The organism is Arthrobacter echini (assembly GCF_008107445.1).
GTDB classification, from domain to species: Bacteria; Actinomycetota; Actinomycetes; order Actinomycetales; family Micrococcaceae; genus Arthrobacter_D; species Arthrobacter_D echini_A.
Window position 1 is genome coordinate 349,721 of the sequence record NZ_VSLD01000003.1, and the last position, 17,542, is coordinate 367,262.

At 69.4% G+C, this 17,542-nt stretch carries 16 protein-coding genes, 1 tRNA gene and 1 riboswitch; of the genes, 13 read left to right on the forward strand and 4 right to left on the reverse strand.

Going from position 1 to position 17,542, the window contains the following annotated elements; translation table 11 throughout:
- The first annotated feature begins 38 nt into the window (after positions 1 to 38).
- The gene (locus tag FQ377_RS08580; protein WP_148600822.1) at positions 39 to 836 is read left to right on the forward strand and encodes a CPBP family intramembrane glutamic endopeptidase; all 798 of its coding nucleotides are present in this window, start codon (positions 39 to 41) and stop codon (positions 834 to 836) included.
- A 25-nt stretch (positions 837 to 861) separates the two neighbouring features.
- Here the strand turns inward: FQ377_RS08580 and FQ377_RS08585 are convergent, their stop codons facing one another.
- Entirely contained in the window at positions 862 to 1,503 is a 642-nt protein-coding gene (locus FQ377_RS08585; protein WP_148600823.1) for a VOC family protein, read from the reverse strand.
- 138 nt (positions 1,504 to 1,641) lie between these two features.
- A riboswitch (SAM riboswitch) is annotated at positions 1,642 to 1,757 on the forward strand.
- 82 nt (positions 1,758 to 1,839) lie between these two features.
- On the opposite strand from FQ377_RS08585, the gene FQ377_RS08590 reads away from it, so the two are divergent.
- The 3 genes from FQ377_RS08590 (at position 1,840) to FQ377_RS08600 (ending at position 4,673) form a co-directional block, all read left to right on the forward strand.
- Positions 1,840 to 3,156: a bifunctional o-acetylhomoserine/o-acetylserine sulfhydrylase gene (locus FQ377_RS08590; protein ID WP_148600824.1), complete on the forward strand. Its 1,317-nt coding sequence runs from the start codon at positions 1,840 to 1,842 to the stop codon at positions 3,154 to 3,156.
- Between the two features lie 12 nt (positions 3,157 to 3,168).
- Positions 3,169 to 4,317, forward strand: coding sequence for a homoserine O-acetyltransferase MetX (gene metX / locus FQ377_RS08595; RefSeq protein WP_148600825.1), 1,149 nt, complete (start codon positions 3,169 to 3,171; stop codon positions 4,315 to 4,317).
- A gap of 113 nt (positions 4,318 to 4,430) precedes the next feature.
- Positions 4,431 to 4,673 (forward strand): hypothetical protein, encoded by a 243-nt coding sequence (locus FQ377_RS08600; RefSeq protein ID WP_148600826.1) that lies wholly within the window; start codon positions 4,431 to 4,433, stop codon positions 4,671 to 4,673.
- Positions 4,674 to 4,712: 39 nt separating this feature from the next.
- Here FQ377_RS08600 and FQ377_RS08605 read toward each other — a convergent pair whose 3' ends face one another.
- Positions 4,713 to 5,594, reverse strand: a complete 882-nt coding sequence (locus tag FQ377_RS08605; RefSeq protein ID WP_148600827.1) for an SGNH/GDSL hydrolase family protein — start codon at positions 5,592 to 5,594, stop codon at positions 4,713 to 4,715.
- Positions 5,595 to 5,710: 116 nt separating this feature from the next.
- Here FQ377_RS08605 and FQ377_RS08610 point away from each other — a divergent pair, with 116 nt between their 5' ends.
- Positions 5,711 to 6,385: an alpha/beta hydrolase gene (locus FQ377_RS08610; protein WP_148600828.1), complete on the forward strand. Its 675-nt coding sequence runs from the start codon at positions 5,711 to 5,713 to the stop codon at positions 6,383 to 6,385.
- Between the two features lie 31 nt (positions 6,386 to 6,416).
- Here the strand turns inward: FQ377_RS08610 and FQ377_RS08615 are convergent, their stop codons facing one another.
- Complete coding sequence (locus tag FQ377_RS08615) at positions 6,417 to 6,647, reverse strand: RNA-binding S4 domain-containing protein (RefSeq protein WP_148600829.1); 231 nt, start codon at positions 6,645 to 6,647, stop codon at positions 6,417 to 6,419.
- Positions 6,648 to 6,687: 40 nt separating this feature from the next.
- Here FQ377_RS08615 and FQ377_RS08620 point away from each other — a divergent pair, with 40 nt between their 5' ends.
- The 3 genes from FQ377_RS08620 to FQ377_RS08630 all read left to right on the forward strand — a co-directional run bounded on the left by FQ377_RS08620 (position 6,688) and on the right by FQ377_RS08630 (position 10,137).
- Positions 6,688 to 7,665, forward strand: coding sequence for a DMT family transporter (locus FQ377_RS08620; protein ID WP_148600830.1), 978 nt, complete (start codon positions 6,688 to 6,690; stop codon positions 7,663 to 7,665).
- A gap of 172 nt (positions 7,666 to 7,837) precedes the next feature.
- The gene (locus FQ377_RS08625) at positions 7,838 to 9,226 is read left to right on the forward strand and encodes a glycine--tRNA ligase (RefSeq protein WP_148600831.1); all 1,389 of its coding nucleotides are present in this window, start codon (positions 7,838 to 7,840) and stop codon (positions 9,224 to 9,226) included.
- Positions 9,226 to 10,137, forward strand: coding sequence for a GNAT family N-acetyltransferase (locus tag FQ377_RS08630; RefSeq protein ID WP_148600832.1), 912 nt, complete (start codon positions 9,226 to 9,228; stop codon positions 10,135 to 10,137). Before FQ377_RS08625 ends, FQ377_RS08630 begins: the two co-directional genes overlap by 1 nt.
- 22 nt (positions 10,138 to 10,159) lie before the next feature.
- On the opposite strand, the gene FQ377_RS08635 is transcribed toward FQ377_RS08630, so the two are convergent.
- Positions 10,160 to 10,975 carry a lysophospholipid acyltransferase family protein gene (locus FQ377_RS08635; RefSeq protein ID WP_148600833.1) on the reverse strand — a complete coding sequence of 272 codons (816 nt, stop codon included), beginning with the start codon at positions 10,973 to 10,975 and terminating at the stop codon, positions 10,160 to 10,162.
- Between the two features lie 143 nt (positions 10,976 to 11,118).
- On the opposite strand from FQ377_RS08635, the gene dusB reads away from it, so the two are divergent.
- The 5 genes from dusB to FQ377_RS08660 all read left to right on the forward strand — a co-directional run bounded on the left by dusB (position 11,119) and on the right by FQ377_RS08660 (position 17,465).
- Positions 11,119 to 12,351 (forward strand): tRNA dihydrouridine synthase DusB, encoded by a 1,233-nt coding sequence (gene dusB, locus FQ377_RS08640; protein ID WP_395858478.1) that lies wholly within the window; start codon positions 11,119 to 11,121, stop codon positions 12,349 to 12,351.
- A 52-nt stretch (positions 12,352 to 12,403) separates the two neighbouring features.
- Positions 12,404 to 13,684, forward strand: coding sequence for a deoxyguanosinetriphosphate triphosphohydrolase (locus FQ377_RS08645; RefSeq protein ID WP_148600834.1), 1,281 nt, complete (start codon positions 12,404 to 12,406; stop codon positions 13,682 to 13,684).
- Positions 13,685 to 13,778: 94 nt separating this feature from the next.
- Entirely contained in the window at positions 13,779 to 15,701 is a 1,923-nt protein-coding gene (gene dnaG, locus FQ377_RS08650) for a DNA primase (protein ID WP_148600835.1), read from the forward strand.
- A 54-nt stretch (positions 15,702 to 15,755) separates the two neighbouring features.
- Positions 15,756 to 15,828 (forward strand) — tRNA-Asn (locus FQ377_RS08655).
- Positions 15,829 to 15,968: 140 nt separating this feature from the next.
- The gene (locus tag FQ377_RS08660; RefSeq protein WP_148600836.1) at positions 15,969 to 17,465 is read left to right on the forward strand and encodes an SDR family oxidoreductase; all 1,497 of its coding nucleotides are present in this window, start codon (positions 15,969 to 15,971) and stop codon (positions 17,463 to 17,465) included.
- Positions 17,466 to 17,542 lie beyond the last annotated feature (77 nt).

A 17,542-nucleotide genomic window follows, 5' to 3' on the forward strand; every position in this document is an offset into this window, starting at 1 on the left:
AACTGGGAATCCCCGGCGACCACTGGCATTATGGCGCCATGCCTGCCGAGCCCGCCCCGATCAGCGATCACCCGGGAGCGGCGGAGGAAGGTGTCCCGAGGCGTCTGATCACGGCCGAGGTGCTGATCGTCCTCGGGCTCTCCCTCGGGCAGTCGGGTGTCTACGCGATCGTCCGGCTTCTCGAGAAGCTGTCGCGGGGTCCGTTGGCCGGGCAGACCACCACCCTGAACCCCGTGCTGGACGAGCGCCCGTACTTCGATCTCACCTATCAACTCCTGGGGATCGTGTTCGCACTGGTGCCGGTGGCCCTGGTGCTCCTCCTGCTCAGCGGGCGCCCGACCTCGGCCGTCCACCGGCTCGGTCTCACGTTCGACCGGCCCGTGCGCACCATCGCCTTCGGTGTGGGACTCGCCGCGATCGTCGGCGTCGGTACCCTCGGGGTCTACGCCGGCGGGCGGGCACTGGGCATCACCACCGCCCTCGTTCCCGCGGCCCTCGACGACTACTGGTGGACCATCCCGGTCCTCGTCCTGTCAGCCCTCCGGCACGCGGTGCTCGAGGAGGTGATCGTGGTGGGATACCTGTTCGTCCGGCTGCGCCAGCTCGGCTGGTCCACCCCGGTCATCATCGTGGCCAGTTCCGTCCTGCGGGGCAGCTACCACCTGTATCAGGGCTTCGGGCCGTTCATCGGCAATGTCCTGATGGGACTGTTGTTCGCCTTCTTCTACACGCGGACCCGCCGCGTGCTCCCGCTCGTCATCGCGCACGCGCTGATCGACATCACGGGCTTCGTCGGCTTCGCCCTGCTCGGCCCGGCCATCGGGATCGGGGGCTGAGGGTCCGCCACGGCGTATGTACGCGTCAGATCTCCACGCGCCGGTCACCCGTCTCGAAGACCACCGACATGATGCCGGGCGTGCCGTTCGGGGCGATCCACTGGACCTGGACGCCGTCGAGGGTCTCCTCGACCTCCGTGCCGAGCCACTCGGTGACGCGCTCCGACGATCCGGCGATGGTGAGGCAGTCGAGCTTGACGGAGGCGGCACGTGCCTTCGAGGGATGCAGGGGATCCGTGCCGTCGTCCCAGCGGAGCAGGTAGGGCACCTGCGGATCCGCGATGAGGCCCTTGATGCCGATCTGCTGCCAGGTGAGTTCCTGGCCATCGGGGAACTTGCGGTTGCCGGGTACCGCGTTGCGGCCCAGGCGCTCCTCGAAGGGGCCCAGATCGTCCACGGCCACGCACCACCCCATCCAGCCGCCGCCGGCCTCCGAGCGGGCGCGGACGGCCTGGCCGAAGGGCGCCTTGTCCGACGCCGGATGGTTCAGGACCTCCACGACCTCCAGGTACTGGCCGTTGACCAGCGGGAAGATCATGTTGCGGGTCCCGAAGCGCGGATGCACACCGCCCTTCACGGGTTCCATGTCGAGCTTGGCCGCAATCCGCTCCGCCGTTGCAGCAAGTCCATCGGGTTCACAGGCAAAAGAAACGTGGTCCAGTCTCATGCCGTCATCTTGGCACTAAGTGATGTGCGTCTCGACTTAGGGTGCCCTAAAACCCGCGGGCTCCACCGGGCCGGCGTCCGGTCTTCATCCCACGTCACAGTCTTGCCGGATCGAGCCGCATGGGTTCTCATGGTGGCAGGTCATGAGTGCCAGCACACAGCCCCGGCTTGCTGGCCGGCAACCCTCCAACCGCGGTGGGGTGCCCCGGGTGAGGACCAGGTCCGTCGTCCTTCGGCGTCGGGCAAGCGCGGGCTCCTCCGGGGTCCGGTCTCCTGGAGCGGCATTCGTCGGCCCGGGTGCCGGACGAGGTGGAGCCCCTTCGAGACAGGGAGCACCATGAGCAACGACTGGTCGTTCGAGACCCGCCAGATCCACGCCGGCCAGGAGCCGGACGCAGTCACGGGAGCGCGAGCGCTGCCCATCTACCAGACGACGTCGTTCGTCTTCCCGAGCGCGGAGAGTGCTGCGAACAGGTTCTCGCTGGCCGAGCTGGGCCCCATCTACTCGCGCATCGGGAATCCCACCCAGGAGGCGGTGGAGACGAGGATCGCCAGCCTCGAGGGCGGGGCCGGTGCGCTGCTGGTCGCCTCCGGGCAGGCCGCGGAGCTCCTGGCGGTGCTGAACATCGCCGAGGCGGGCGATCACATCGTGGCCAGCCCGAGTCTCTACGGCGGTACCTACAATCTCTTCAAGCACACCCTGAGGAAGTTCGGCATCGAGACCACCTTCGTGGCGGACCCGGACGATCTCGAGCAGTGGCGCCGGGCCGTCCGGCCCCGTACCAGGCTGTTCTTCGGTGAGACGGTCTCGAACCCGCGACAGGACGTGCTCGACATCGAGGGCATCAGCGCCGTCGCCCACGAGCACGGCGTGCCGCTGATCGTGGACAACACGCTGGCAACTCCCTATCTCGTCCGCCCCATCGAATGGGGTGCCGACATCGTGGTCCACTCGGCGACCAAGTACCTCGGCGGCCACGGCACCGTGATCGCCGGCGTCATCGTGGACTCCGGCAACTTCGACTTCGCGCAGGACCCCGAGCGGTTCCCCGGCCTGAACACGCCGGACGAGAGCTACAACGGACTCGTGTACGCGAGGGACCTGGGGGTGGGCAGCGCGCTCGGAGCCAATCTCGCGTACATCCTCAAGGCCCGGGTCCAGTTGCTCCGAGACCTGGGACCCGCACTGTCGCCGTTCAACGCCTTCCTCGTGGCGCAGGGGCTGGAGACGCTCAGCCTGCGCATGGAACGCCACGTGCAGAACGCGGTCGCCGTGGCCGAATGGCTCGAGGGGCACGACGACGTCGAGCGGGTCTCCTACGCGGGACTGGCCTCGAGCCCGTGGTTCGAACGCGGCAGGACCTACGGGCGCAACGGCATCGGTGCGATCGTCGGCTTCGACATCGTGGGCGGCATCGAGGCGGGCAAGCGCTTCGTGGACGCCCTCGAACTGCACTCCCACGTGGCCAATCTCGGTGATGTCCGCTCGCTCGTCATCCATCCTGCGTCCACCACGCACAGCCAGCTCGACGCCGAGGCCCGGGTCGCGGCAGGCGTGCGTCCGGGGCTGGTCCGGTTGTCCGTGGGCCTGGAGAACATCGCGGACATCCTCGCCGATCTCGACGCCGGGTTCCGGGCAGCCAAGGGCGTCTGACTGGTGCAGGCCATGACCACCCACCCACCTGCGCAGCTGCAGCGCGGGTCCCACCGGGCGCGAGCTCCGCAGGACGGGCAGCTCCGGACCGCTCAGCTCGGACCGCTGGCCCTCGAGACCGGGGGTGAGCTGCCGGAGGTCGAGCTCGCCTTCGAGACGTGGGGTGAGCTCAACAGCGATGCCTCCAATGCGGTGCTGGTGCTGCACGCGCTCACCGGCAGCACCCACGTGGCGCGGGGCGCGACCGGGGAGGAGGGCTGGTGGGACACGCTCGTCGGCCCCGGGCGGACCGTGGACACCGATGAGTACTTCGTGGTGTCCGGCAACATGCTGGGCGGGTGCTACGGCTCCACGGGACCGGCGAGCCCGGCGCCCGACGGCCGCCCCTGGGGCTCCCGCTTCCCCTTCATCACCATCCGCGACTCCGTCCGCGCCGAGGCGCTCCTCGCCGACCAGCTCGGCGTCCGGAGCTGGCACTCGGTCCTCGGGGGGTCCATGGGAGGAGCGCGCGCACTCGAATGGGCCCTGCTGTACCCGGAGCGCGTCCGACGCTGTGCCGTCATCGCCTGCACCGCCGCCAGTTCGGCCGAACAGATAGCGTTCGCCCAGGCGCAGGTGCAGGCCATCCGCCTCGACCCCGCCTACCGGGGCGGCGACTACTACGGCGGCCCGCCTCCCAGCAGCGGTCTCGGGCTCGCCCGGCGCATAGCCCACATCACCTATCGGTCGGAGCCGGAGCTCCACGCGCGCTTCGGCCGCTCCGAGCAGGGTGACGAGCAGGTCCTCGGTGCGGTGCTGCCCGCCGAGCGTGGCCGGTACCGGGTGGAGAGCTATCTCGATCACCAGGCCGCGAAGCTCGCGGGCCGCTTCGACGCCAACAGCTACGTGGTCCTCACCGAAGCGCTCATGAGCCACGACGCCGCTCGCGGCCGGGGCAGTCTCAGCGAGGCTCTGGCAGGGGCGAGCGCGGATTTCTTCGTCGCCGCGGTGGACACGGACCGGTTGTACGTCCCGGAGCAGTCCCGGCAGCTGGCGGCGGCACTGCCCGGGACGGTGCCCGTGCACCTGATCCACTCCGTCATGGGCCACGATGCGTTCCTGACCGAGATCCTCCAGCTCGACGGCGCACTCCGGGCCGCCTTCTTCGGGCGGGCGCAGTGACGGTTGGGTTTGTCGGAGCCCGCATCTAGTCTTGGAGCCAAGCCTGCTTAGTGAAGGACGGCAGGCGGGTCCGGAGCGCCGGACCGACCACCCGCGATCATGAGGAGCTGTTCATGGAACTGAGCACCATTGGCTGGAACCAGGAAGCCCGCGACAAGATCCTGCTCGACGCCGACCGGGCGCTGCAGGAAGCCGTCCGCGAGGCTGCCGAGACCATGGACGGGAAGACCCGCGACGAGGTCTACGAGTTCCTCTTCGAGAAGCTGAAGCCGCAGTTCGTGGATTTCAAGCCCGGGCCCGATCTCAGCGAGTGCGCCGACGCCGTCGCCAACGGAGAGGTCTCGCTGGGGAACTGAGGACGCCGGACCCCTCTCGCCGGCAAGGTCCAGGGTCGGTCAGTGGGCGGTTCCCGGTGGCATGCCAGGACCGAAGATCGCTGTCGCCTCCGGACGCTTGGCGAGTACGCCGTCGCCCGAGGACCGCCGCCTGATCCGCCGCAGGACCCAGGGCACGAAGTACTCGCGAGCCCAGACCAGATCCTCCGCGCGCGCAGCCCGCCAGGTCCGCTGTGCCGGCTCCTTCGGCTCGAGCGGGTCCAGGGAATGTGGCACGGCGAGCGTGTCGAGGACCATGACGGCGATCGTATGGTGCCCCAGCGGTGAGAAGTGCAGCCGGTCGGGTGCCCACATCTGTGGATTCATGAGTTGGCGCAGCGCCCACATGTCGGCGATCACCGCGTCGTGGCGGGCAGCGATGGTCCGCAGGTTCTCGTTGTAGATGGCGGTCTTGGAGCGGAGGCCGCCGAGTACCGTCTCGCGAACGTCCGGGCCCGTCAGGAGCACCACCGTGGCGCCGGACCCGGCGAGGCTGGCGACGACGTCGTCGAGCCCGGCGGCCAGCAGATCCGGATCTCCGCCCGGGCGGAGCAGGTCATTGCCGCCCGCCGAGATGGTGACGAGATCCGGTCGGAGGGCGAGCGCCGGTGCCACCTGCTGGTCGGCGATCTGGTGCAGCAGCCGGCCACGCACCGCGAGATTCGCATACGCGAAGTCCTCCTGCCCCCTCGCCAGTTCCTCCGCGACCCTGTCCGCCCACCCCCGATAGCCACCCGTGCTGCCGGGATCGGGGTCGCCGATGCCCTCGGTGAAGGAATCACCGAGAGCCACGAACCGGTGCCAGGGGTGCGAGTCGACGTCCTGCTCCGCCGCGACCACGCTCCGGTCAGGCGCGGGCGCACTCTCGTCCTGCTCGGGCGCTGGGTCGACTTGGGGTTCCATGCGTCCATTGTCCAACCCGGTCCGGTCGCCGGGCCACCCCTGGACCTCCCGCGGCCGGCTCCCGTCCGCCGGGCGCCTGGCTGCCGCGTGCTGGGATGGGTGCCAAGATGGGTGCCATGACTGATACCACCCGTGATTCGGCCGCGTCCTCCTCCGGTTCCCGCGAGCCGGTGGTCCTGTGGTCCAAGCCCGAGGCGGAGCGCCCGGGGACGCCCCTGCTGGTCCTCTTCCACGGGTACATGGCGAACGAGGAGGACCTGATGGGTCTCACCGATCATCTGCCGGAGGAGTTCACCGTGGCCTCGGTGCGCGCTCCGCGGCCCGCCGGGCCCGGCTTCTCCTGGTTCCCGCTCCCGGACGAGCCCGACTACTCCATGGAGAGCGTCGTGGAGAGTGTGGGTGCCGTGGCCTCGTGGCTCGACGGCGTGTGCGGCGCCCACGCGAGCGTGAGCCTCCTGGGCTTCTCGCAGGGGATGGCGGTGGCGACCTCGCTGCTCCGCCACCGTCCGCGGGATTTCACGTGCGTCGTGGGCCTCTCGGGATACTGCATCCCGGCCGAAGGTCACGGCTTCTTCCGCGACGAGGAGGCGGCCGCCGCCCGGGTGCCGTTCTTCTGGGGGCGGGACCAGGAGGACCCGATCATCTCCGCCGAGATGATCGAGACCACGCACGCCTGGCTGACCACACACACCCAGCTCACCAAGATCCTCTACTCGAACATGTTCCACAGCATCTCGCAGCGCGAGCTCGCCCATGTCCGGGAGTTCCTGACCCTGACGGTCCGGAGCTGAACAGGAGGTCCGTCGCGATCCGGGGCGGGTCTCAGCCGCGCACTATCCGCAGCGTCACGCCGTTCACGCTGACCGTGTCGCCGGGATGGACCTGGCGGCCCCGGCGTTCCTCGATCTCTCCGTTGACCCGCACCAGACCGTTGTCGATCAGGGCCTTGGCCTCGACGCCGTCCTCCGCGAGCGAGGCGAGCTTCAGCAGCTGGCCGAGCCGGATCATGTCGTCCCGGATGGACAGGTGTGGGCTGGATGCGTCGTTGCTCATGCTGTCCATGATGCCCGAGCCCGCGCCCTAGGCTGTACTGGTGTCTGCCGCGTCCCCGCTTCCCCCCGCCGTCGGCTTCCCCCTGGCCCTCACCGCGGGTCTGGCCATCCCCGTGCAGGGCAGGATCAACGGAGCGCTGGGTCTCAGGCTCGACGACAGTCTCGCGGCGGCCCTGATCAGTTTCGGTACCGGGCTCGTCCTCATGATCGTCATCACCCTCGTGCTGCCGCGGGCCCGGGCGGGGGCGCGGCAGATCCTCCCGTCCGTCCGCGAGCGTCGCTTCCCGCCCTACTACATCGCCGCAGGTGCGATCGGCGCGTTCTTCGTCTTCTCCCAGTCACTGACCATCGGACTGCTCGGGGTGGCGCTCTTCACCGTGGCGGCCGTCATGGGCCAGTCCCTGAGCGGCATCCTCGTGGACCGGGCAGGCATAGGACCCGGCGGCAGACGTGCAGCCACCCCCACACGGGTGATCGGGGTGGCGCTGACGGTCCTGTCCGTGGTGTGGGCCGTCTCGCCGCGCTTCGGTGCGGCCGGGGAGGTCTCCGGCTGGCTGCTGCCGGTGCTGCTCCCGATCGCCGCAGGTGTCCTCCTGAGCTTCCAGCAGGCCATGAACGGGACGGCGTCGGTGCACTACGGGACCCCGCTCGCCGCGACCCTCATGAACTTCATCGCCGGTACGCTGGTCCTGCTGCCAGCCTGGCTGATCAAGGTTGCCGTCGCTGGAGCGGCCGATCCGTTGCCGACCCAGTGGTGGTACTACCTGGGAGGCCCCATGGGGTGCATCTTCATCGGCCTCGGGGCACTGCTCGTGCGCAGTCTCGGCGTGCTGCTCACCGGGCTGTGCATGATCGGCGGGCAGCTCATCGGCTCGCTCGCGCTGGACCTCGTGTTCCCGGCACCGGGCACCATCGTGGCGTTCGCCACCGTTGCCGGGACCCTGCTGACCCTCGGGGCGATCGTCCTCACGACCCTGCCTTGGCCGCGCCGGTCCCTGCTGCCTCCCGGACGTCCCTGAAATGGAACCCTGAGCCGGAACCCTGAGCCGGGACCCACCAGCAGCCGAGGGCCGCACGACGGAGCGGCTAGGATTGATCGGTGTCTTCGGCCCCCTCGCGGGTGATCCTCCCGAAGCGCACTACCCCCGCGGACCGCACCCAGCGGCCTGCCCAGGACTGGAGAGATATCCCATGGCAGCAGCCAAGTCGGCACTCGACCCCATCATCTCCCTCGCCAAGCGGCGCGGCTTCGTCTTCCAGTCGGGGGAGATCTACGGCGGATCCCGCTCGGCGTGGGACTACGGGCCCCTCGGTGCGGAACTCAAGGAGAACATCAAGCGCCAGTGGTGGCAGACCATGGTGCGTGGCCGCGAGGACGTGGTCGGGCTCGATTCCGCCGTGATCCTGCCGCGCCAGGTCTGGGAAGCCTCCGGGCACGTGGACGTCTTCAGTGACCCGCTCGTGGAATGCCTCTCCTGCCACAAGCGGTATCGCGCCGACCACCTCGAGGAGGAGTACGAGGAGAAGAAGGGCCGGGCGCCCGAGAACGGACTGCTGGACATCACGTGCTCCAACTGCGGCACCAAGGGTCGCTGGACCGAGCCGCAGGAGTTCTCCGGTCTGCTCAAGACCTTCCTCGGTCCCGTCGCCTCGGAGGAGGGCATGCATTACCTGCGCCCCGAGACCGCCCAGGGCATCTTCGTCAATTTCAACAACGTGCTGACCACGGCACGCAAGAAGCCACCGTTCGGCATCGGCCAGATCGGCAAGAGCTTCCGCAACGAGATCACCCCCGGCAACTTCATCTTCCGCACGCGTGAGTTCGAGCAGATGGAGATGGAGTTCTTCGTGGAGCCCGGCACCGACGAGGAATGGCACCGGTACTGGATCGACGAGCGGTTCTCCTGGTACACGGGCCTCGGCATCGATCCGGACAACCTGCGCCTCTTCGAGCACCCCCTCGAGAAGCTGAGCCACTACTCGAAGGGCACCACGGACATCGAGTACCGCTTCGGGTTCCAGGGCTCGGAGTGGGGCGAACTCGAGGGCGTGGCGAACCGGACCGATTTCGATCTGTCCACCCATTCGAAGCACTCGGGGACGGATCTGGGCTACTTCAACCAGGCGACCAACGAGCGGTACACCCCCTTCGTGATCGAGCCCGCCGCGGGGCTCACCCGCTCCTTCATGGCGTTCCTCGTGGACGCCTACACCGAGGACGAGGCGCCGAACTCGAAGGGCGGCGTGGACAAGCGCACCGTGCTCAAGCTCGATCCGCGCCTCGCTCCGGTCAAGGCCGCTGTCCTCCCGCTCAGCCGCAACGAGGAGCTCTCGCCGAAGGCGAAGCAGCTCGCGGCAGAACTGCGCAGGGGCTGGAACATCGACTTCGACGACGCCGGCGCCATCGGCCGGCGGTACCGTCGCCAGGACGAGATCGGCACGCCGTTCTGCATCACGGTCGACTTCGACACCCTCGAGGACCAGGCCGTGACCATCCGCGAGCGCGACACCATGACGCAGGAGCGCGTGGCCCTCGACCAGGTGCAGGGGTACCTCGCCGCACGCCTGATCGGGGCCTGATGGTACTCGAGTACCGGCCCTGGCAGGACGGCGACGAGCTCGAGCTGATCCAGCTCTGGGGTGGTCCGGAGTCGGCCACGGTGGAGCAGTTCCGCGGCTCGTTCCAGCCCTCCTCGGACACCCCGTGGAACCGCTGCATCACCGTGGTGGACCAGGGCGTGCCCGTCGCGGCGGGCTGCGTCTACGGAGCCGCACTCCATCCCGACCGACTCTGGTGCTACCTCGAGGTGGCCCCCGACCACCGTCGCTCCGGCATCGGGTCGACCCTGTTCGCCATGCTCCAGCACGAGGCCGCCGGCTCACCGACCGGTGTCACGACGCTCCGCTCGAAGGTCACGCCCCACACCAGCGGCGCCCTGTTCGCCGAGGCACTGGGACTGGTGACGCTGCAGCGCTCCCGCCTCGTCGTCGTCGAGCCCGGCGCACTGGCTCCCTCGGCGTTCGACGACGCCGCAGGTCCCCAGCTCGAGGAAGCCGCCACCGGCTCCGTGGAGCTGACGCGTGCACTGGCCGCCTTCTACGAGGCCGTCCACACGTGGGACCGCGCGGACCTGAGCCTGGGACGCGCCCAGCAGCTCTTCCTGGCCGACACGAGCGGCGCCGGGGGAGCGATCGTGCTGCGCGAGAAGCCGAAGACCGAGGGCGGGACCATCGCCGCGTTCGCCGTCAGCTACACGCAAGCACGGACGGACGATCCGGCGGATGTGCTCATCGGCTACGACACGGCACTGGCGGCACCGGAACAGCAGGGCGCAGTGGCCACCCTGCTCGCCATGCTCGTCCACCAGTACCCGGTCCGGCTGGAGCTGGACGATTCGATGGAGGCGCTCGTCACCGTCGTGGGTCCCCTGCTCGAGACCGGCACGGCACGGGTCGTCGGGGCAGAGACGCTCGTCGTCGCCACCGGCTGACCCGGGCCGGGCACGGCGATCGTCAGCCGCGGTCGTGCCGGCCGGCCTTCTTGTCGGCAAGGTCGGCGGCGTCACGCTCGTCCTCGGTCAGCGCACCGCCTCCGTGGTGCGCCGGCATCCACCAGGCGCCCGGTTCCGGTGTCACCGGGAAGTCGGCGATGCAGGTCTCGATGCCCTCCTGGAGTGCGCGGCGCAGCCTTCCGGTCTCCTCCGCGACATCCAGGCCCGGCGCGGGGTGGAGGAGCGGGCCGACATGGAGGCGTACGGGCGATTTCCAGGCGCGCCGGAGCGAGAACCCGTGCCCGCGGCTCAGGAGCCGGTGCGCACCCCAGACCGAGACCGGGATCACGGGCACGCCCGCCTCCGCGGCGAGCCGCACCGCTCCGGTCTTCAGCGCGCGGACGGTGTAGCTCCGCGAGACGCCCGCCTCGGGCAGCACCGCCACGTATTCGCCGGCACGCAGCTTGGCGAGGGCGCCGTCGTAGGCCTCGGCGCCGTCCGAGCGGTGCGTCACCACGTGACCGAGTCCGAAGACGAACGGACTGACGAACCAGTGGTCGGCCGCTCGCTTCGAGATCATGAAGCGTGCCTGGACGCGTGCATGGTTCCAGAGGACCAGTTCGGCGAAGGCGAAATCGAGGTAGCCGAAGTGGGTGATGGCCACGACGGCGCCGTGCCCGGGCACCGCGCGGCGCGATCGGCCATTGAGCGGATCGGACGCCGGCAGATGCTCCGTGCCGGTGACCCGGACGGGCAGGCGCAGGGCACCGAAGACAAGCTTGCCGGCGTACACCACGAATCGGTACATGCGGTCGTTCTGCTGCGGCTTCCAGCCCATGTCCAGCTCCCTCGTCCCTCGACGGCCGCAGGATGGTCTCTGCGCGCCTGTGTCCTTTCTACCCTCCCGACCGCGACCCTGCGTGCCACCGGCGTTCCGCCGGTCGCGTCCACGGATTTGCGGCTGCTTGCGACAATGGAGGAGTGAGTGCAGTATCGACCCTCCCCGCCCAGTCCAGCACGCCGGTCCCCGCCGAGCCCGGAGCCCCCTCCGCAGCGGGTGCCCTGAAGCTGGACCTGCCGCCGCTGACCCTCGGGAACATCACCGTGGACACACCGGTGATCCTCGCTCCTATGGCGGGCATCACGAACCGGGCCTTCCGCCGCCTCTGCCGCGAGTACGGCGGCGGCCTCTACGTCTCCGAGATGGTCACGTCGCGGGCGCTCGTGGAGCGCAGCCCGGAGTCCCTGCGCATCATCTCCCACGACGACGACGAGCAGGTCCGCTCAGTGCAGCTCTACGGGGTGGATCCCAAGACCGTCGGTGCCGCCGTCCGCCTGCTCGTGGAGGAGGATCGCGCGGACCACATCGACCTGAACTTCGGCTGCCCGGTGCCCAAGGTCACCCGCAAGGGCGGGGGAGCAGCCCTGCCGTGGAAGCTCGATCTGTTCACCGGCATCGTCAGGACCGCGGTCCAGGAAGCCTCCAGGGGCGGTATCCCGCTGACCATCAAGATGCGCAAGGGGATCGACGAGGACCACCTCACGTTCCGGGAGGCGGGCAGGATCGCCCGCGACAGCGGAGTGGCCGCCGTCGCGCTCCACGGCCGCACCGCGTCGCAGTTCTACTCCGGACAGGCGGACTGGGACGCCATCGCAGAGCTGCGCGAAGCCCTGCCGGACATCCCCGTGCTCGGCAACGGGGACATCTGGAGCGCCGAGGACGCGGTCCGCATGGTGCGCCAGACGGGCGTCGACGGCGTCGTGATCGGCCGCGGCTGCCAGGGCCGGCCCTGGCTGTTCGGTGATCTCATGAACGCCTTCGAGGGCAGCTCCGACCGCTTCCGTCCCGGGTTGGGGCAGGTCGCCGACACGGTCTACCGGCACGCCGAGCTCCTCGTCGAGACCTTCGGCAGCGAGATGATGGGCCTGCGTGACATCCGCAAGCACATGGCCTGGTACTTCAAGGGCTACGTGGTGGGCGGGGACCTGCGGGCCAGGCTGGCCGCCGTGCCCACCCTCGAGGTACTGCACGGACTCCTGGACGAGCTGGACAGGGACTCGCCGTATCCCGGGCAGGACGCCGAGGGACCGCGGGGTCGTGCCGGATCCCCGAAGCGGACCGCCCTGCCCGAGCACTGGCTCGAGGCGCGCGTCCTCGACAGTGCGCAGCAAGCCGATATCGCCGCGGCCGAGGTGGACGTGTCCGGCGGCTGAGCTGCCCGCGCCGCCCGCCCAGAGAGCCACGCTGTCTCAGCAGAAAGGCACCATGAGCTTCCCCGAACCAGCAGCGACCGCCTACAGCGCCACCGACACCGAGCGCTGGGTGCAGGAGCCGCCCAAGAGCCTGCACCGCACCGACTTCGAGCGGGACAGAGCCCGTGTGCTCCACTCCTCGGCACTGCGCCGCCTCGGGGCGAAGACGCAGGTCGTGGCCCCGGACACCGACGACTTCGTCCGCACCCGCCTGACGCACTCGCTGGAAGTGGCCCAGGTCGGTCGGGAGCTGGGCAGGACGCTCGGGTGCGACCCCGACATCGTCGACACCGCCTGCCTCGCCCACGATCTGGGTCATCCTCCCTTCGGGCACAACGGGGAGTCGGCGCTGAACGACATCGCCCATGCCATCGGTGGCTTCGAGGGCAACGCCCAGACCCTCCGCCTGCTCACCCGGCTGGAGTCGAAGGTCATGCAGGCCGACGGCGGCCCGGCCGGACTGAATCTGACGCGCGCCAGTCTCGATGCCTCCTGCAAATATCCGTGGACCGCGGCGTCGGCGCCCGTCATCAGCGGGCAGCGCACCACGAAGTTCGGTGCGTACGAGGACGACCTCCCGGTCTTCGACTGGCTGCGCACGGGAGCCCCCGAGGCGCGGTCCTGCCTCGAGGCTCAGGTCATGGATCTCGCCGACGACATCTCCTACTCGGTGCACGATGTGGAGGACGCGATCGTCGCAGGGCACCTGCAGCTGCGCTGGATGGACAGTGCCGACGCGCGGGCGCGGGTAGTGGGCTACACGCAGCAGTGGTACCTCCCCGGCAGCGACCCGGCCGCGGTGGACGCCGCGCTGGCCCGCCTCGAGGCGACGCCGGTGTGGGTCCGGGAGGCGGACGGCACCCGGCGGTCGATGGCGGCACTGAAGAACATGACGAGCCAGCTGATCGGCCGCTTCTGCCTCGATGCGATGCAGGCCACCCGTGCCATCTACGGTCCCGACGCCCTCACCCGGTACAACGCGCAGATGGTGGTGCCGGAGGAGACGAGCATGGAGATCGCGGTGATGAAGGGCCTTGCCACCACCTACGTGATGACCACGGAGCACCGCCAGCCCCTGTACGAACGCCAGCGGGAGATCCTCGCCTCCCTCGTCGCGCGGATCCACGCCGCCGGGGACCGCCACCTGGAACCGATGTTCGCCGCCGACTGGCGGGAGGCCCCGGACGACACGGCGCGGCTCCGGGTGGTCATCGACCAGGTGGCATCCCTGACGGACGTCTCGGCGCTGGGTCTCCACGAGCGGATCGTGGGACCCGTCCCCACCCTCTGGTAGGCAGGCGTGCAGGCGGCGCGGACCTGCGCTGTGGGTTTGCGCACATGGACGACGACGGTCGGTGGGTCTGCGCGACGGGCCTAAACTTGGTCCCATGGCCGGACTCATCAAGCGCGAAGACATCGATGAGATCCGCCAGCGAACAGACCTGAAAGAGGTCGTCGAGGCGTACGTGACGCTGAAATCGGCGGGTATCGGTTCCTGGAAGGGACTCTGCCCGTTCCATGACGAGCGCTCGCCGTCGTTCCATGTGCGGCCGCAGATGGGGTCCTACCACTGCTTCGGCTGCGGCGAGGGCGGTGACGTCATCTCCTTCGTGCAGAAGCTCGACCACACGTCCTTCAGCGAGACCGTGGAGAAGCTGGCGGCCAGGATAGGCCACGAGCTGCACTACGAGGACGGCGGCACGGGACCGCGCCGCGAGGACGTCGGCAAGCGCCAGCGCCTCCTGGACGCCCACAAGATCGCCGCCGAGTTCTACCGCGACCAGCTCCTCACGCAGGGCGCCGCCACGGCCCGCCAGTTCCTCCAGGACCGCGGCTTCGACCGCGTGGCCGCCGAGCACTTCGGCGTCGGGTACTCCCCGCAGGGCTGGGACGGCCTGCTGAACCACCTCACCGGGCGCGGCTTCACCCTCGACGAACTCAAGCTCACCGGGATGTTCAGCGCCTCCTCCACCAACGCCTCCCGCTACTACGACCGCTTCCGCGGGCGCCTCATGTGGCCCATCCGCGACATCACGGGCGACACGGTGGGCTTCGGTGCGCGCAAGCTGTACGAGGACGACCAGGGCCCCAAGTACCTGAACACGCCCGAGACCTCCCTCTACAAGAAGTCCCAGGTGCTGTACGGCATCGACCTGGCCAAGCGCGAGATCGCGAAGAACCGGCAGCTCGTCGTCGTCGAGGGGTACACGGACGTCATGGCCTGCCATCTCGCCGGTATCGGCACGGCCGTTGCGACCTGCGGCACAGCGTTCGGCACGGACCACATCAAGATCGCTCGGCGGCTCCTGTCCGACGACGGCGCCGGGGGCGAAGTGATCTTCACGTTCGACGGCGACGCCGCAGGGCAGAAGGCCGCGCTGCGGGCGTTCGAGGAGGACCAGCGCTTCAATGCGCAGACCTACGTGGCCGTCGAGGCCTCCGGCGCCGATCCCTGCGAGCTGCGGCAGACCGGGGGCGACGACGCCGTCCGCGCCCTGATCGACGACCGTCGGCCCCTGTTCGAATTCGCCATCAAGGCGTCGTTCGCCAATTACGATCTCTCCTCGGGCGAGGGGCAGGTCAAGGCCCTGCGGCACGCCGCGCCGATCGTGGCGCAGATCCGCGACGTCTCCCTCCGCTCCACCTACACGCGGGAGCTCTCCCGCTGGCTCGGCATGCAGTACGTCGGCGAGGACCAGGTGGCCCGCGCCGTGAACGCAGCGGCCCGCCGGGAGGGGACACCGGCCTCCGGGCAGCGTCGGTCGGTCGCCGCCGTCCAGCAGCAGGACGGGGCGTCGGATGGTATCGGTACCGACGGAGCCGCGTCCGAGCCGTTCTTCGAGCGGCCCGACCCCCGGGACCCGATTGCCCGGATGGAGCGCGAGGCCCTGGAGGTGGTCCTCCAGCAGCCGACGCTGCTCACCGCCCTCCAGTGGGAGAGCTTCTCGGCCTTCCGGTTCACGGCTCCCGTCCACGAGGTGGTGCACACCGCCGTCCTCGCCGCCGGAGCGGCGGGTACGGAGCTGTCGCGGTGGGTGGAATCGGTCCGGGAGGGGGTGCCCGACGTCCTGCGTCCGCTCGTCAGCGAACTCGCCGTGCGGCCGCTGCCCGCGAAGGACGCCGAGGCGATGGTGAGTTACTGCCGCGACATCCTCAACCGACTCACCGAACTGCGGATCACCCAGCAGAAGGCGGACAAGCTCGGGCAGCTCCAGCGCATGGACCCCGCGGCCGATCCGGCGCTGTACAACCAGGTCCAGCGCGACCTCATGGAGCTGGAGATGCAGCGCCGGCAGCTCCGCGAGGATTGAGCCGACTGCGATTTCACTTCGCTCCGGAAGATCTGTAATGTTGGGCCTGCGCTTTCCTCCGTAGCTCAATTGGCAGAGCATTCGACTGTTAATCGAAGGGTTACTGGTTCAAGTCCAGTCGGAGGAGCTCCTGTGCCCCTGACCCGTGGAAACACCGGTCAGGGGCATTTTCGTGTGCGAGCCGGAGCGTGCGCTTCCGTCGCTCCCACCGCGGGCGCCTCCGAGATCACCCGGTCGGTGGTCGGTGGGCGGGCGTAGGCTGTGCCCATGGACAACGAGGGCAAGCTCATCCTGGTCACCGGAGCCACGGGCTATATCGGCGGCAGGCTTGTCTCGAAGCTGGTCGCCGAGGGTCGCCAGGTCCGGGTGATCGTGCGGTCGCCCCAGAAGCTCAAGGACGTCCCTTGGGCCGGAGCCGTGGATATCGTGCAGGGTGATCTGCAGGATCCCGCCACCCTGCGCGAGGTCAGCAAGGGTGTCGACACCCTGTACTACCTCGTGCACTCCATGGGGTCCGGGAAGGACTTCGATCGGCGCGAGGCCGAGATCGCCCGCGTCGTCTCGACGGCGGCGACAGAGGCAGGTGTGCGACGCATCGTCTATCTGGGTGGGCTCCATCCCGACGGTGTGGAGCTCTCCACCCACATGCGCTCCCGCACCGAGGTGGGCAGGATCCTCCTCGCCTCCGGGACACCGACCATCGCATTCCAGGCCGGCGTGGTCATCGGGTCGGGGTCGGCGTCCTTCGAGATGATCCGGCATCTCTCGGACGTCCTGCCGGTCATGCCCGCACCCAAGTGGGTGCTCAATCACATCGAACCGATCGCGGTGCGGGACGTCATCCACTATCTCGTGGGAGCGCTGGATCTGCCGGAGGACCTCAACCGGACCTTCGACATCGGCTCCCGAGAGGTCCTGACCTACGCGGAGATGATGAACCAGTACGCGCAGGCCGCAGGGTTGTCGGGCCGGACCGTCCTCGCCCTGCCCGTGCTGACGCCACGGCTCGCCGGCCACTGGGTGAATCTCGTGACACCCATTCCGAGGGCCATGGCCATGCCCCTCATCGAATCCCTGCAGCACGACGCCGTCACCGCCGAGCACGACATCGACGCGCACATCGAGCTGCCCGACGGCGGACTCACCGGCTACCGGCGCGCTGTGGACCTGGCCCTGGGCAAGATGCGCGGGGGAGAGGTGGAGACGAGCTGGGCGGGGGCCTCGCAGGTCGACACCGCCGCGGACCCCCTGCCCTCCGACCCCCTCTGGGCGGGGCACACCGTCTACACGGATGTCCAGACCTACAGCTCCACGGCGTCCCCGGACAGGGTGTGGAAGATCGTCGAGGGGATCGGCGGCGACAACGGGTGGTACTCCTGGCCCGTGGGCTGGGCCGCCCGCGGCTGGATGGACAAGATCGCCGGCGGCGTGGGCCTGCGCCGCGGACGCAGGGATGCGAACGAGCTCCTCACGGGTGAGGCGCTCGACTTCTGGCGGGTCGAGGAACTCGTGCACGGAGAGCGGCTGCGGCTCCGCGCCGAGATGAAGGTTCCCGGCAGGGCGTGGCTCGAGTTCCGGGTGGAACCGGAGGGATCCGGCAGCGCCTACTACCAGCGAGCGGTCTTCTTCCCCTACGGTCTCTCCGGGCGGCTCTACTGGTTCGCGGTGCTGCCCTTCCACGGGTTCATCTTCAAGGCGATGGCGCGCAACGTGGCGAAGGCGGCGGAAGCGCTGCCCACGGGTCAGGAGCCCGCCCGCGCCTGACCCGGACGGCACCGCCGCGTTGCGACACCGGCACTGCCGCGTTGCGACACCGGTGCGGTGTGGACGTCACTCCAGCG

Excerpts from the sequence above, each read along its gene's own strand:
- FQ377_RS08630 (WP_148600832.1), top strand. The coding sequence starts at position 9,226 with ATGGTACTCGAGTACCGGCCCTGGCAGGACGGCGACGAGCTCGAGCTG.
- FQ377_RS08635 (WP_148600833.1), bottom strand. The coding sequence starts at position 10,975 with ATGGGCTGGAAGCCGCAGCAGAACGACCGCATGTACCGATTCGTGGTG.
- dnaG (WP_148600835.1), top strand. The coding sequence starts at position 13,779 with ATGGCCGGACTCATCAAGCGCGAAGACATCGATGAGATCCGCCAGCGA.
- FQ377_RS08610 (WP_148600828.1), top strand. The coding sequence starts at position 5,711 with ATGACTGATACCACCCGTGATTCGGCCGCGTCCTCCTCCGGTTCCCGC.
- FQ377_RS08585 (WP_148600823.1), bottom strand. The coding sequence starts at position 1,503 with ATGAGACTGGACCACGTTTCTTTTGCCTGTGAACCCGATGGACTTGCT.
- FQ377_RS08645 (WP_148600834.1), top strand. The coding sequence starts at position 12,404 with ATGAGCTTCCCCGAACCAGCAGCGACCGCCTACAGCGCCACCGACACC.
- FQ377_RS08605 (WP_148600827.1), bottom strand. The coding sequence starts at position 5,594 with ATGGAACCCCAAGTCGACCCAGCGCCCGAGCAGGACGAGAGTGCGCCC.
- FQ377_RS08660 (WP_148600836.1), top strand. The coding sequence starts at position 15,969 with ATGGACAACGAGGGCAAGCTCATCCTGGTCACCGGAGCCACGGGCTAT.
- metX (WP_148600825.1), top strand. The coding sequence starts at position 3,169 with ATGACCACCCACCCACCTGCGCAGCTGCAGCGCGGGTCCCACCGGGCG.
- FQ377_RS08615 (WP_148600829.1), bottom strand. The coding sequence starts at position 6,647 with ATGAGCAACGACGCATCCAGCCCACACCTGTCCATCCGGGACGACATG.
- FQ377_RS08600 (WP_148600826.1), top strand. The coding sequence starts at position 4,431 with ATGGAACTGAGCACCATTGGCTGGAACCAGGAAGCCCGCGACAAGATC.
- FQ377_RS08625 (WP_148600831.1), top strand. The coding sequence starts at position 7,838 with ATGGCAGCAGCCAAGTCGGCACTCGACCCCATCATCTCCCTCGCCAAG.
- FQ377_RS08590 (WP_148600824.1), top strand. The coding sequence starts at position 1,840 with ATGAGCAACGACTGGTCGTTCGAGACCCGCCAGATCCACGCCGGCCAG.
- FQ377_RS08580 (WP_148600822.1), top strand. The coding sequence starts at position 39 with ATGCCTGCCGAGCCCGCCCCGATCAGCGATCACCCGGGAGCGGCGGAG.